The 13,602-nt window shown below is 39.0% G+C and carries 15 protein-coding genes and 1 pseudogene; 4 read left to right on the top strand and 12 right to left on the bottom strand.

Translation table 11 applies throughout. The annotated features are described in order from the left end of the window. Positions 1-67: 67 nt before the first annotated feature. On the top strand, positions 68-304 hold the full coding sequence (locus EP1X_RS03660; RefSeq protein ID WP_055281823.1) for a hypothetical protein: 237 nt from the start codon (positions 68-70) through the stop codon (positions 302-304). Here the strand turns inward: EP1X_RS03660 and EP1X_RS03655 are convergent. After that, complete coding sequence (locus EP1X_RS03655) at positions 301-1,623, bottom strand: DUF4139 domain-containing protein (protein WP_055281821.1); 1,323 nt, start codon at positions 1,621-1,623, stop codon at positions 301-303. The two genes, EP1X_RS03660 and EP1X_RS03655, sit on opposite strands and share 4 nt — an antisense overlap. A gap of 134 nt (positions 1,624-1,757) precedes the next feature. On the opposite strand from EP1X_RS03655, the gene EP1X_RS03650 reads away from it, so the two are divergent. Continuing rightward, positions 1,758-2,456: an acetate--CoA ligase family protein gene (locus EP1X_RS03650; protein WP_055281819.1), complete on the top strand. Its 699-nt coding sequence runs from the start codon at positions 1,758-1,760 to the stop codon at positions 2,454-2,456. A 35-nt stretch (positions 2,457-2,491) separates the two neighbouring features. Here EP1X_RS03650 and EP1X_RS03645 read toward each other — a convergent pair whose 3' ends face one another. Genes EP1X_RS03645 through eif1A form a run of 9 tightly spaced genes read right to left on the bottom strand, consistent with a single transcriptional unit; the run spans position 2,492 to position 10,358 of the window. Further along, entirely contained in the window at positions 2,492-3,289 is a 798-nt protein-coding gene (locus EP1X_RS03645) for a GTP cyclohydrolase IV (protein WP_055281817.1), read from the bottom strand. Positions 3,290-3,331: 42 nt separating this feature from the next. Next, positions 3,332-4,096, bottom strand: coding sequence for a DUF4129 domain-containing protein (locus tag EP1X_RS03640; protein WP_055281815.1), 765 nt, complete (start codon positions 4,094-4,096; stop codon positions 3,332-3,334). A gap of 3 nt (positions 4,097-4,099) precedes the next feature. Next, entirely contained in the window at positions 4,100-4,489 is a 390-nt protein-coding gene (locus EP1X_RS03635; protein ID WP_055281813.1) for a DUF1699 family protein, read from the bottom strand. A gap of 5 nt (positions 4,490-4,494) precedes the next feature. Then, positions 4,495-5,745, bottom strand: a complete 1,251-nt coding sequence (locus EP1X_RS03630; RefSeq protein WP_055281811.1) for a DUF530 family protein — start codon at positions 5,743-5,745, stop codon at positions 4,495-4,497. Next, positions 5,742-6,887 (bottom strand): DNA topoisomerase IV subunit A, encoded by a 1,146-nt coding sequence (locus EP1X_RS03625; protein WP_055281809.1) that lies wholly within the window; start codon positions 6,885-6,887, stop codon positions 5,742-5,744. The genes EP1X_RS03630 and EP1X_RS03625 overlap by 4 nt, the downstream gene beginning before the upstream one ends. Continuing rightward, a complete protein-coding gene (top6B, locus tag EP1X_RS03620) occupies positions 6,880-8,583 on the bottom strand; it encodes a DNA topoisomerase VI subunit B (protein ID WP_055281807.1) in 1,704 nt (567 codons plus the stop codon). The genes EP1X_RS03625 and top6B overlap by 8 nt, the downstream gene beginning before the upstream one ends. Next, positions 8,570-9,232, bottom strand: coding sequence for a KH domain-containing protein (locus EP1X_RS03615; RefSeq protein ID WP_055281805.1), 663 nt, complete (start codon positions 9,230-9,232; stop codon positions 8,570-8,572). The genes top6B and EP1X_RS03615 overlap by 14 nt, the downstream gene beginning before the upstream one ends. 1 nt (position 9,233) lies before the next feature. After that, complete coding sequence (locus EP1X_RS03610; protein ID WP_055281803.1) at positions 9,234-10,010, bottom strand: serine protein kinase RIO; 777 nt, start codon at positions 10,008-10,010, stop codon at positions 9,234-9,236. A gap of 6 nt (positions 10,011-10,016) precedes the next feature. Further along, the gene (eif1A, locus tag EP1X_RS03605) at positions 10,017-10,358 is read right to left on the bottom strand and encodes a translation initiation factor eIF-1A (protein ID WP_082391456.1); all 342 of its coding nucleotides are present in this window, start codon (positions 10,356-10,358) and stop codon (positions 10,017-10,019) included. A gap of 179 nt (positions 10,359-10,537) precedes the next feature. Between eif1A and EP1X_RS03600 the strand changes: the two genes are divergently transcribed. After that, on the top strand, positions 10,538-11,701 hold the full coding sequence (locus EP1X_RS03600) for a hypothetical protein (protein ID WP_055281799.1): 1,164 nt from the start codon (positions 10,538-10,540) through the stop codon (positions 11,699-11,701). Positions 11,702-11,825: 124 nt separating this feature from the next. On the opposite strand, the pseudogene EP1X_RS03595 reads toward EP1X_RS03600, so the two are convergent. Then, positions 11,826-12,818: pseudogene (locus tag EP1X_RS03595) on the bottom strand (Glu/Leu/Phe/Val dehydrogenase dimerization domain-containing protein); the annotation flags it as partial. A 53-nt stretch (positions 12,819-12,871) separates the two neighbouring features. Between EP1X_RS03595 and EP1X_RS03590 the strand changes: the two are divergent. Beyond that, on the top strand, positions 12,872-13,231 hold the full coding sequence (locus EP1X_RS03590) for a hypothetical protein (protein WP_253276536.1): 360 nt from the start codon (positions 12,872-12,874) through the stop codon (positions 13,229-13,231). Here EP1X_RS03590 and EP1X_RS03585 read toward each other — a convergent pair. Further along, on the bottom strand, positions 13,228-13,545 hold the full coding sequence (locus EP1X_RS03585; protein WP_055281797.1) for a P-II family nitrogen regulator: 318 nt from the start codon (positions 13,543-13,545) through the stop codon (positions 13,228-13,230). The two genes, EP1X_RS03590 and EP1X_RS03585, sit on opposite strands and share 4 nt — an antisense overlap. Positions 13,546-13,602: the final 57 nt, after the last annotated feature.

Here is a 13,602-nt window from a genome sequence, read left to right as displayed (position 1 = left end):
TTCATAACTTTTCTAGAAATCGAAAGAGCTTAAAGTCTTGAAGACTAATTACTCTTGGGGTGGTGATATGGCAGATGTTTTTGAATTAGCTAAAAAGTATCATAGTGAATTAGGAATAAAAGAACCAAGTTTTGCCACGATGGCAGCTGAGCTTTTTGGAGAGCTAGGCCTCAGTGTAATGAATCATTTGCGAGAAGAAGGGTATACACTAAAAGGAACCCGATTTTTGGACTATGAAAAGAGTCTCGTGCTAGAAATAGTAAAAGAAGATAAAAGCTACGAGGTTCTTCTAAGGAAACTTTAATAGCTAACCTCGTATTCAAAGATTATCTCCTTCTTTTCTCCTGGATTAACTGTTATTTTGAACTCTACGTAGTTGGCTGTTTCACTTACTGGACTTACAGAGCTTTCAAGTATTTTTCCACGCCACTTGTAATGTCTCACAATTACCTCTTTACTCTCTTCTCCAAAGTTTTCCACTGTAACCCTGATCTTATAATATCCATAACGCTCTCCATGCCTCTCTTCTAGAACCTCTGTTTTACCTTTTAAGTCGATATCTCTACCAAGCTTAAGTCTCAAAATGTCGCCTTTTGGTGTGTGATCTATCACCTGCTCCCCAATCAGAACGTTTTTGTCTTCCAGCTCTTTGTATATTTCTACAATACCCCTAGGAAGGACTTCTTTAGTTTTTAGAGATACAATTTCGTAGATGTCTTGATTACCACCATAAGGATAACTCTCATAAAGATATTCCTTAGTATACTCGCTTTCTTGGTAAATATAAGGAATCATCTTTTTCTCAAAAGCTCCTATATCCACTGTACCTAGTTTGTAAAGATAGAAAGCTTCTATTTTTGTCTGTTGGATTGGCTCTTGAGGTACTTCCTTTCCTATTGCTGCCTCTGCTACATAGTACCTCTCAACAATCACCTGTGGAGGCTGATAAAACTGAACCTCTCCAGATACCAAAAGCACTTCGGTGTTTTCAAAACTTTTGTTTGTAGGATTGTCAATTAGAATATACCCATAAAGAGCTGCCTTATCGCTTAGGTAAAGCTTATACCTCGAATTCCAACCAATTCCCCCCACTCTGTAAATGAGCTTGAAGAAATATTTTCCTTCCTCTTCAGCGTTTATTATTGCATAGACGTTTGATTTGCTCTCTTCTCCAAGGGAGGCCATTTTCATATATGCCACTTCAGCTGGTTCTACTAAATAGTATGCATTTCCTTGAATCGCTAGTTTACCATCTTTATATCCCAAAAATTTTCCGCTTATTGTTTCTCCACTTTTAAGCTTTATTGTTATCTCTTTTCCAATGTTGGCCTCAATTAGATCTTTTCCTTTCAGTTCCTTACTTATAATCCCAAGAACTTTCACTTTCTCATCAAGAGGCTTTAAAGTAACCTCCTCAACGTTAAGTCCTTCCAGAACATCTAATGGGACTTCATTTATCCCTTCCTTAAGTTCTACTTGAAGTGTTTTTTCTACAACCCCAATTTTTGCAGAATCATAAAGAGCAATGCTTGTCTGGTCTTCCTCTGCACGGGTTTGGTGGAAAATCACCATGGCTAAAATGATAAAACTCAACAGAATTCCTCCAATAACTTTTCGTTTCATGTTCTTTCACCAGTTATATATAAGAGTCCCTTCTATTTATACCAATCGACAGCTTCAACCTGATTTGAAATGGAAAGACTTTTAATATTGTCAACATAACTGAAACTGTCATCATTATAATCGAGGTGGTAGATATGGATAGAGTTGCAAAAGCTAGAGAAATAATCGAAAAGGCAAAGGCTGAGAATAGAGCACTAGTGGAACCAGAGGCAAAGGAGATTCTCCAACTATATGGTGTTCCTGTTCCCGACTTCAAAGTCGCTACAAATGAAGAAGAGGCTGTGCAATTTGCAAGAGAAATTGGCTATCCTGTTGTTATGAAAATTGTCTCTCCTCAGATCATCCACAAGAGTGATGCTGGTGGTGTTAAAGTTAACATAAAGAATGATGATGAAGCCAGGGAGGCTTTCAGAACCATCATGGAAAATGCCAAGAACTACAAACCAGATGCAGACCTTTGGGGAGTAATTGTTTATAAGATGCTCCCACTTGGAAAAGAAGTCATTGTTGGTATGATACGAGATCCACAATTTGGTCCAGCAATCATGTTTGGTCTTGGTGGAATCTTTGTCGAGATTCTCAAAGATGTCAGCTTTAGAGTTGCACCAATAAGTAAGGATGAAGCCCTTGAAATGATAAAAGAAATCAAAGCATACCCAATACTTGCTGGAGCAAGAGGTGAAAAACCAGTCAACATTGAAGGTCTTGCTGAAATTATTACAAAGGTTGGAGAACTTGCTCTCGAGCTTCCCGAGATCAAAGAGTTAGATATCAACCCAATATTTGCCTACGAGGACAGTGCAGTTGCAGTCGACGCAAGAATGCTCCTTTGATTTTCTCTTCTTTTAATAATTTAAAATGAGAGAACTTAATACCAAGTTTCTGCAATTACGTCATGTCGATGAATACTCTCATGGCTTACGACCTTTACGTGAATTCTCCCTTTAAACTTTTGTTTTGCCTTGAAAATGATCTCTCTAGCCACATCTTCCACGAATTTTGGGTTAGAGTACATATTCTGAACCACTGCATTCTCATCGATTGTTTTTAACAATGTGTACGTTGGGGAACTGAAAGAGCTCTCTACAAGGTCTATCATATCTTCCAGTGCTATCTCCTCTCCATAATTAGTTCTTATCTCTAAAGTAGCAATTGCCCTTTGGATATGTGTTTTTCCTTGGTTATTTGCCATGGCATGGGGACAAGCAGTATTACCGATTACTGTCACTTTTAAGACTTTTTCCACATTTTTGAGCTCCTTTATTACTCCCACTTCAACATCGTAAGCTTCAAGACTTATCTTCTTACTCGCAGGAGTTTGTCTTTCCATAATTAATTGAGTTTTAACCCATACCTCAGCCCTTTTGTGAGGATGTTTTTGTTCCAAACGGTGGATTATGGCAAGTCCAAGCTCCTCTAATGAAGTGTGTGCTTCTTTTACTTCTTCCTCCACTGCCTCACTCATTGTCTCGGTGATGCTTTCAACAAGGCGGCTCATGTGGATACCCTTTTTCTCCTCAGGCACATCTATAGTTATTTCAAAAGTCGGGATGAATGTGTAAAGTTTTCCTTTCCAGTTTATCCTCGCAATTGTTCGCAAGTTAGTTATGCCCACCCTATGAAGTCTCTCCCTAATTTCAGGGAGCTCTTCTTGAGTTTCGAACATTTTCTCACCACCAGTAGGAGAACCTAAAGATTTCTTTTAAACTTATCTCAAGAATCGCATCAGGTTTTCATAGCTCTCCTTAGCAATTTCGATTTCTTCTTTGCTAAGTTTGTAACCATACTTTGCTTTTTCGAATACTCTTGTAATCTTATCCAGATCCTCCAAATCTTCAAAAATGTCCCTTAATTTGTCCTCATGTTCCCAATGAGTCCAGCTTTTCTGATAAGGGTATCCTCTTTTTATAAGGCCTGCAACAACATTTTTGTACATTTTAATGATTCTCTCCTCAGGAGTGCCTTCAATTGATTCAAAAGTCACTTCAGGATCAAACTTAGCAATCTCTATTTTTTGCGGTTTTTTTCTTTGTTGTAAAAAAAGAAACATTATGATAATAATAAACACAAAAAGTGGAGCAAAATATGCATAATCTGGAAGAGGTTCATAAGTTACTGTAAACGTATCATTAAAGAAGTGGAATTTTGGGTACTTTATTATTGGGGCCCTTACTCCTCTATAAGGTTCTATCCTTTTGCTGAAAAGTGCCCTAAGGGCGATCACAATCGCAAGGATTATAAGGAGCTCTCTCAAGTAGTCCCCCTTAGTCTTTCTCCGTTTTTTTACTGGCATTATTGGAACTCCTTTTTCAAAGAGAAACCATACTGCATATCCAAGAACCCCAAAAAAGAAGGCGGCCCATGCAAGGTATAAAATCTCAATATTAAACGAGCTTTGTCCATGTTCCACAGTAGCCCTGAATAACACGGCGAAAAGAAGTAATATTAACACAAACGGCAGTATTCGTCTCATTTCTTATCGCCCATTAATTATGTAATAAACTGTTCTTAACGGAATACCAAGCTCTTCACTTATCTCTTTTGGAGTCTTTCCTTTTTTTATCAGCTCTTCAATTAATTTCAAAGTACTAACATCATACTTTTTGGGTCGTCCTCGGGAATGATTTGCTGGAACTAACTTTATACCCATTTGGCTGAGAGCCTTTACAATCTTTTTAGAGACTTTTGGATAAAGACTTGGAGGGCACTTAATTACTTTCACGTTAGGGGCCTTTTCTAATATCTTTACTAAGATTATCTTAGTTGGTCTGAGATTTATGTAAACTTCAGTTGCATCCCTACTTAGCATCTCATCTATCTTTCTCAATAGCTCTTCATTATTTCTCGCTTTTATCTCTACCTTCATCCCACTCACCCTTGGAGCAACTCCAAAAACTGTTTTGCCTTATCACTCTTAGGCATGAATCTCTCAAATCTACTTGTATCCTCAAAAAGGGACATGTGAAGTCCAGAAAGTACAAACTTTTCTATAGCCTCTCTCAAGTCGTTTTCATCAATTCCAAGGAGGTTACTGATTTTTTTCTCATCAAATGAACTAATACCGTAAAGCACAACTCCTCCCAGAAGATAATTCGGGATATTTGATATTTCACTTCTTTTCCCACTTAAGAGCTTTTCAATCTCGCATTTTTTGATGATTAACATGCTTCCAAATCCTGTCCTAAATTCCGGTTCATTCATGAATGGAGCATCGAAAATCGAATAGTGACAGTCAATACATGGTTTCATCTGCGGATATATGCCAATAGCCTCCCTCTCTTTCTCGGATGTAATATAGTAGTACTTGAAAAAGTCGAGAGCAAGAAATTCAACTCCTTTGCCTGGATAACAAGAAGCATATGCTAATGCAATGTTATCAACAGTATAATGACTGTTAATTAAAACCCCTTTAGTCTTGACGTAACTTAAAACTCTCCACCTATATTTCTTTCCAAATCTCTTTCTCAGTTCACTATCTATGTCTGCATCTATAGGCAACTCTAAACGCTCTTTCTTCAGCCTGCCTCCTTGCCAATACTCTACTTCTATTCTTATTCCTTTTTTCCTAACCTGGCCCTTCTCTTTAAGTTTTGCCTTTATTTCCTTAAAAGTATCTCTCACTTTGTTATCCTGTTGGCCAAGAATCTTAAGCACATCTCCCGAATAAGCAAGATACGGCAGAATCTCAAGTCTCCCAAGCTTTATAGGCTTCTCAACCACCTTTAATTCTTCCAATTCTTTTTTGCTCGTGATATTTCTGATATCTACCTCTTTTTTGCCCCTGTAAAAGGTATAATGAGAGGCTATTGTAGCAAGGGCAATTTTATGTCCTGTTATGGCAGTCCTGAGTCTTTCAAGGGTAAGCATCCGATAATGATTTCTTAGAAAGATCCTACGAATGTGTGGATCTCTTTCTCGCTTGCTTAGTGCTCCAGTGTAGGAGTGGGTATCACCTACTCTACGGGAAAGTTCATCTTCAAAATCTTTGAGGATTGTTAGATTTCTATTTAAATTAAAAGCTAAATAGAGGGGGTCGAAATTCTCAAATAACCTACTCATGTTTATCTTTATGTCATCCAAAGCCCTATTAATCTGAGCTATAAGTTCCTCCGTCGTAGTCATGGAAGTAACTCCTCTTTACCAATTTTCTCTGGGAGGTATTCCCTAGCGACAAATTCTAAACTCTTATTTGCTAAAGCCTGTTGCTCAATTCTCACTCCCCAATTAAGGGCCAATTTAAGTTGCCTTTGCCATTCTTTGTTCTGGAACCAAGGATAATTCATTTCTTCTATGATACGCTTATAATCTCCAGTTGGTCCACCTTTCTTATTAGGTGGAATTCCTTTGAGCTTCTCTGTGACGTTTTCAAGGCCATACTGCTTTATGTCATCCATAGTCATTCCTACAAATTTTGCTTCGGGAGTGGCAAGCTTTTCACTAAGATAAGCAAGATTTATTGACCCTTGCTTTATTGTGGAGTAGATGTACCATCCGTAAGGGTCACCATCGGTGAAAACAATTATTGGAAGTCCTTCTTCGTAGTGAAGTCTATGAATTAAACGCCTGACACCACGAGAAGCCTGTCCTTGAGTTGCAACCACTAGGGCCTTCTCCTTCTTTGGATATTTTTCTTCAATTAGCCTATCTGCCATAGCTGCTGTCTCTACTACAAGTACATAATCAACATTAATCTCCGGAAATTCTATGTGCTCAACAGTCCCAGGAACTGCCCATCCACCCATACCAAGCTTCGAGGCATTAAACTCGTCTTCTCCATCCCTAATAACGATGTCTCCATAAATGTATCCTCTTCTATCTGCTGTTATGTGCATTTCTTCTCTAAGAACTCCAAACATTCTCTCTAAATCCTCTATAACGGGATCACTTTCACTCTGATCCTCAAATGTGTTTTCTTTAGTTCCAGGAATGGTGTGCTTGTTTGCATAATAGGCTTCTCTCAAGCTTGCGTGTTTACCCTCACTTACGAGTCTTTTTATGTAAGCTGCTATTAAAAGAGTCTGCATAAACTTCCTTGCATGTGCTACGTGAAAGAGATATCTTCTTGACGTTTTATTCCCCATTTTAATCAAACGATCTCTTTCATCAAAGTATACATTGCTAAGTCCTCTAGTAGGAACGTCTATGAATGGATTCCTTCCTGCAGCTATTTCTTCGAGTACTCTTCTTCCAAAATTCTCAAGTTGTTTGAGGACTTTCTTAGGATCATAGCTAAACCTCTCTTTTGGTTTCTCGCGTTTAAGCATTTCCCTCAGCCTCCACGGCTTGTTCTTCTATTGTTTCAAATTTTTTCTCAATCATCGTGATCAGCATTTCTTTAATCTCCTCTTCAGACATGCCAGTAAGTACGCTCAAGGCTTTTGAAACCTCCGGCACATACTTTTCAAAAGTCTTTCTTCTTTTAACTTGGTAGAGCTTGCGGTGTTTTCCACCCAAGTACTTTGCAAGTCTCCTCGCTGCTTCCATTACTGCAAGTCTTATCTCTTCATAGATTTCCTCTTCATTTGCAACACTTTGTTTTCCAGTTGATGTATATGGGACATGAACACTGATCACGTTCACTAAAAGCACTAATGGAGTTCTATCTATATCATCTACCCTATAACGCTTCCAATCAATACTCCTTGCTGCGGAAGTTATCACACATGAACCTGCATCAAATAATAAGGGAACTCTGTTTGCATACCTTAAGAGATCAAAGCCACTGCTTAACTCCCCACCAAAGGCAAGTCCAACTTCAATTTGGAATGGAATACCACCACGATAAACCTTTGGTGATCTACTCACAGCAGTCACAAATTCAGGCCTTAAAATTCCAGTAAGTCCTCTTTCTATATTTTCCTCTCCAATTGGTCGAAGTCCATGAGTAGGAGGCGCTAAAAAGTTCATATATTTAAATGCTTCAACGATCTCCTCTGCTTCATGCCAAGTGAGTTTTTTTGGAGGTTTTTCCATGATCTTTCTGACATCTTTAAGAACCTTCTTCCCTTTCTTTCCAAAACTGGCTATTATCCTATCTACCTCTCCTTCAGTAAGTCTTTTTAGAAGTTGTTCTCTGACACTCTGCTCTTCTTCGCTCTTTATAAGCCTCAAAGCAGTTATATACCTCACTAATTCATCGATTTTCTTGTCACTTATTCTTGAAAATCCTCCTATAAGGAGAGTCCTTACAGTAGTTCTCGTAGTCCTTTTAGCCATCCTGTATATGTCATCAGTCATAACACCTTTGGGATGTGGCTTCATTTCTTCCGGAGGTTCTGGAACCTTATCACTACTTCTTGGGAAAACTATCAGCTTCCCATCAGGTTCTATAAGTTCAATATGCGCATGGGGATTAGCTATAGCAGTGAGCTTTAAATACCAGTAGGGGCCCTGTTTAGATCGAATATAACGAACATCTTTAACCTCCATCTCTATTCTTGTACCTCTCCAACCAGTTGGATTTGAGTGTTTTATCTTCTTGAAAATTTTTCCCTCATTCTTCTCTACATCAATACCTACCCAAGCCTCAATGATATCTTCCCCACCTGTGGAAGTGATAACTCTAGTAGCTTTCCCACTTGTAATTTGAGCAAACATAACTGCTCCACTAATACCAATACCTTGCTGTCCCCTGCTTTGAATGTTTCTATGAGCCTTTGTACCAGCTAGCATTTTACCAAAAACGTGTGCAATAAATTTCTCTGGAATTCCAGGCCCATTATCTTCTACGATTATTTTGTAGTGTTCTGAACCAAGTTCTTCTATCTCAACTCTAACGTATGGTAGTATTCCAGCTTCCTCACAGGCATCCAAAGAATTTGTCACAGCCTCGTGGATTAAGGTCGTAAAAGAACGCACTTTTCCAGTGTAACCCAACATTGCAGCATTTCTTCTAAAGAACTCACTGACACTCTGTATTTTAAATTCCTTAAACAGCTTATTTGCCTCAGAATTCGCCATAATACATACCTCCTTCGAGCTCTAAGTCTTTCTTTCTTCTTTCTAGATACTTGTAAACGGTTCCATGGGGAGAACCTTTGACAAGTTTTTCAATCGCAGTTTTTGCTATCTGGACTTGGATTGGATTTCCAATAATTGCAACTGTCTTTCCATAAACACTTATATCTGTGCCACTCATCTCCTCTATGATCTCCCTAGTTCTCCCCTTTCTTCCAATGATCCTTCCCCTAACTCTTGGAAGGGCATTTTTCTCATTCCCTACAATGACATCGGTTAAATCAACTACCTCAAGTACTTCCCCTTCATTTAAAAGCCTAAACGCTCGTTTTGGAGAAAATCCTCTTCCAATAGCAAGAACTATATCTCTAGCCTTCCATACTGCCAAAGGATCATCCGTCTTTTCTGTAGATGTAATAAACACCTCCCCTGTGTTACTATCAATCTCTATTTTTGTCTTTGTAGCATCTTCAATCTTTTTCTTTGTCTCACCTTTTTTACCAATAACTACTCCAATTCTCTCTTTGGGAATCCTCACAAACTCTTCCTGCTCACCAAATGCAACAAACTCCTCAATCTCGAAAGAGTTTTCTTTATTTCCCTCTTTATCCACGTACTCATATTTCTTGAGTTTTTCTTCAAATTCATCCATACTAATCACCCGAAAGCTCTCTAAATTTTTCATCAGGATCCTCAACGTTGATTCCTTTTTTAGCGAAATAATTGATTATGTTTCTCAAATCCCTACGAAGGAGTGTTAAAGCCATTCTATTTCTTTTTACAGTTGCCTGAGACCAATCAATTATCACAGGTTTCTCCCAAATTAGTATATTATACTCACTCAGATCTCCATGAACCATGTCTCCTCTCTTCCAAAGCTTTTCAATAGATCCCATTGCAAATTCATAAAGTTCTTCAAACTCTTTTTTATCGAGCTCTCGTTCAATATCCTTTAATCTCGGTGCTGGATATTCATCTCCTATATATTCCATTATCAGGACATTGTTACCAAATGCTATAGGCTCTGGAGCTCTTATTGCATATTTCATGGCCCTTTGTAAATTTTTAAACTCTCTTCTTGTCCATACAAATACTAATTTCCTTATGTCTTTCGGTAGATATCCTATTCTTGGATCTGCAGCTAGATATTCCCATATTCTTCTAAATTCTGTGGTATACGTCCGATAAACCTTGACTGCAACATAATTACCATCGCCGTCAATGGCCTTAAACACATTTGCCTCCTTCCCTGTGGAAATCACACCTAATAGATGTTCTATTTTCCCTCTTCTATGAAAATACGCAAGCGTATCAATTGTTGTTCTGTCAAATACCTCACTAAATACTTTATAAAGCTCGCTATCTTTTTCTCTACGTTCATCTAGCCCTAAAATTTGGTAAATCTCCCTATCAATATCTTTATGTCTCATGCTTCATCACAATGTCAGACCACCACTAAGAAATTCCTGGGTGATCTTTTTCTTTCTGAGGAGCCAATCCACTTGGGTTCTTGTATAACGATAGACTATATCTCCTCTCTCATCACTTTGAACTTCCCACGGCTCCACAACTACTACATCACCAATCTTAATCCACATCCTTCTTCTGAACCTACCAGGAATTCTGCACCTTCTTATCTTTCCATCAGAACATCTAACATCCATCCATCCTGAACCTAGGGCCTGCTCCACTATCCCAAATACCTGGTTATCCTTTGGAAGAGGGACTCTAATAACCTCTTCACCCTCAACAGTCCTATTTTTATCCTTCCTTCGCATGAACATCACCTCACGTAGTTTATTTAATACCTTTATAAGCCTACGCTTTTGCAAATATTTTCCACTATCAGTTACTAGTGCTACTTTAAAAATTTTTGCATGAGCACATCTAAACATCCAAAAAGTTGAAAAAGAAAGAAGTCTAAACTCTAATTACCAAAATCTGGAGGTAGTGATTTATGAAAGAAACAATACTTCTTACTGGACCTCCGTTAAATGGGCGAGACGAATACGCTGAAGAAGCTTTAAAATTAGCAAGAAGTGAGAACTTTCAATATTACCATGTTTTTGACTACCTTCGAGAGATAGGACGAGAAAAAGGAGTCAAAATAACCAGAAAAAATGTTCTGGATTTTGCAATAAGCCATCCAGATCTAATGAACACCATAAGAGATGAAGCTTTTAAAAGAATAAGAGATGAAATTGAAAGAAGTGATAAGAGGTTTCATCTAGTATCTACTCCTGCCCTTTTTAGATGGGGAAGTGGGAGTGTTTTGGGCTTCACTTTAAGCAACTTGAAACTTCTAAAACCGAGTAGGGTGATAATTGTTCTAGATGATATCCTGAGTGTGAGGAGAAGAATAATACATGACACAGAGTGGTTTGAACGCTTTGGAAGAAACAAGGAAAATATAAAGCTGACGACCCTCGTAATGTGGCGTGAAGACGCCATAAATCATGTAAAAACTCTTGTACATGAGTTGAATAAAGAAGGAATTCAAGTTCGTTATGTCCTCCATTTTGGCATTAGGCATCCTTATCAAACTTTCATCGATTTAATTTTCCATGAAAGTAAAAAGCCCCTCATTTATCTTAGCTACCCCATGACTGGCCATGAGGAAGAATATTACCATAGAGTTAGAGGATTCTACAAAAAGTTGAGCAAGCATTTCACTGTCTTGGATCCGGGAGCACTTGATGATTGGTGGATTGTTGCTGAGTATGACGCTCAAGTGGAGGAGAATCCAGAGATACAGAGAATAAAAATAAAGAACATCTTTGATGGGGAAGAAATCGAAGAACTTGATAGAGAGGACATAGAGCAAGCAACAGATATACTAAGAAGGCAACTTGTTGAGAGAGATTTCAATTTAGTTGATGTGAGTAAGGCCATAGCAGTTTATCATTATGCCAAAGGAATGTCTGCTGGAGTCATAAGTGAAATGGCTGAGGCTTATAGAACATTAGGAGCTATTTATCTCTACTATCCCTTTAAAAAGAGACCAAGCCCTTTCATGGAGTTCTATGGTATGCAGAACCCTTCAAGAAGAACAATGTTTAAGGATGAGGATGAGATGATAAGAGCCATGGTAGAGGAGAAGGAATATTGGACAAAGGCCTAGATCAACCTGTACCCTTTAAGAACATCTGGAATTTCCTTGGGAGTACCTTTTGCTTTTATCTTCCTCCGGAGAAAAAGACGACGAAATCTGCAAGTAAGAGTAATATAGAAAAAGAGAAGAGAAATCACTTTTTAATCCATCCTCTGTCAAGCATGGCTTGATAAACTCTTTGGACTGCAACAACGTATGCTGCATCTCTCATGTTGATGTTCTTCTCCTTGTGAGTGTTGTAAACGTCCCAGAATGCCTTGGTCATCTTCTTGTCAAGCTTTGCTCTTGTCTCTTCGACTGTCCAGTAGTCACCGGTTATGTTTTGTACCCACTCGAAGTAGCTGACTGTAACACCACCTGCGTTACAGAGGAAGTCTGGGATAACAAGTATGCCCTTCTCGTAGAGAATCTCATCGGCCTCTGGTGTGGTTGGACCGTTTGCAAGCTCAGCCACAATCTTACCCTTTATGTTGTCAGCGTTCTTCTTTGTGATAACCTCTTCGATAGCTGATGGGGCAAGGACATCAACATCAAGCTCAAGAAGCTCTTCGTTGGTTATTGTGGTTGCACCTGGGAAGTCTTTAACACTTCCGGTCTTCTTCTTCCAAGCAAGGACTTCATCAGCGTTGAGCCCATCTGGGTTGTAAATGCCACCTCTGCTGTCGCTTACTGCTACAACCTTCATTCCATACTCTTCGCTCATGATCTTGGCCATGTAGTATCCGGCGTTACCATATCCTTGGATTGCTATTGTCTTGCCCTCAAGGGTGTCCCACCCAAGGGCCTTTGCAGCCTCTCTAACTGCAAATGCAGCACCTCTTGCTGTGGCATCCATTCTTGCTACAATACCACCAACGCTTGGTGGCTTACCAGTTATGATACCAAAGGCAGGATCCTTTCTTCTTGAAATTGTTTCATACTCATCCATCATCCAAGCCATGATTTGTGGGTTAGTGTAAACGTCTGGAGCTGGAACATCGGTGTATGGGCTTATAACATCATAAATAGCTCTTATATATCCTCTAGCGAGTCTCTCCTTTTCTCTGTCACTCATTTCCTTTGGATTACAGATGACACCACCCTTACCTCCACCGTATGGGAGGTCCATAACAGCTGTCTTCCAAGTTTGCAGGCTATATGAAGTATGTTAACAGGGCATATAAAGCGTATGTTTGGGGGATGATAAGTTTCTTCGTTGTCACGGCATTTCTGCCTGTAGAATTCAAGATAACCTCCCTTATACTGCTCATCCCAATAATACTTTCCTTGCTGAGCCTAAGAAAGAGGGGTCATAGCGGTCTTATGCTTGCATTTGCTGCTATTCCAATACCATTGATAACGGGAGCACTCGCGGTAAGAGCATATTTGGATGTCTTCATAAGCCCTACTGGTCTACAAGAAGCAGCTCAAGGTTTAGGTGTCTCCCCAAGTACTGCCCAAGCCATAGCAGGGGCTATGGTACTCTTTGGAATAGCTGAACTAGTACTCCTAAGTTATGCACTCTATATGTTCTACAAGCACAGGCACGCATTTCTCTAGTAAAGTGCTTCATTTCCTTTTTCTCCTGTTCTTACCCTTATTGCCTCATAAACAGGTAAAACGAATATTTTTCCATCTCCCGGGATTCCTCTTCTTGCGTTTTGAACTATTGTATCCACAACCCTCTCTACGTCTTCATCCTTAACAACTATTTCAATCTTCATTTTGGGCATCAATTCATAGGGAGGAATTCCTCCTTGAACTCCCCTCCCCTTGACAGGGTAAGTGGTCATGGGTATTATACCCATCTGTTTCAGAGCTTTTTGCACTCTATCAAAATCCTCTTCCCTTACAATAGCCTCTATTTTTCTCATAACGTCCACCAAATATAATTAGAACAAAAAAGAAAATAAACTTTTCCAAAAAAGATT

It is taken from the genome of Thermococcus sp. EP1 (assembly GCF_001317345.1).
GTDB lineage: Archaea > Methanobacteriota_B > Thermococci > Thermococcales > Thermococcaceae > Thermococcus_A.
The sequence above is the reverse complement of the archived record's forward strand: the minus strand, read 5'-3'. Positions and strand labels throughout refer to the sequence as shown.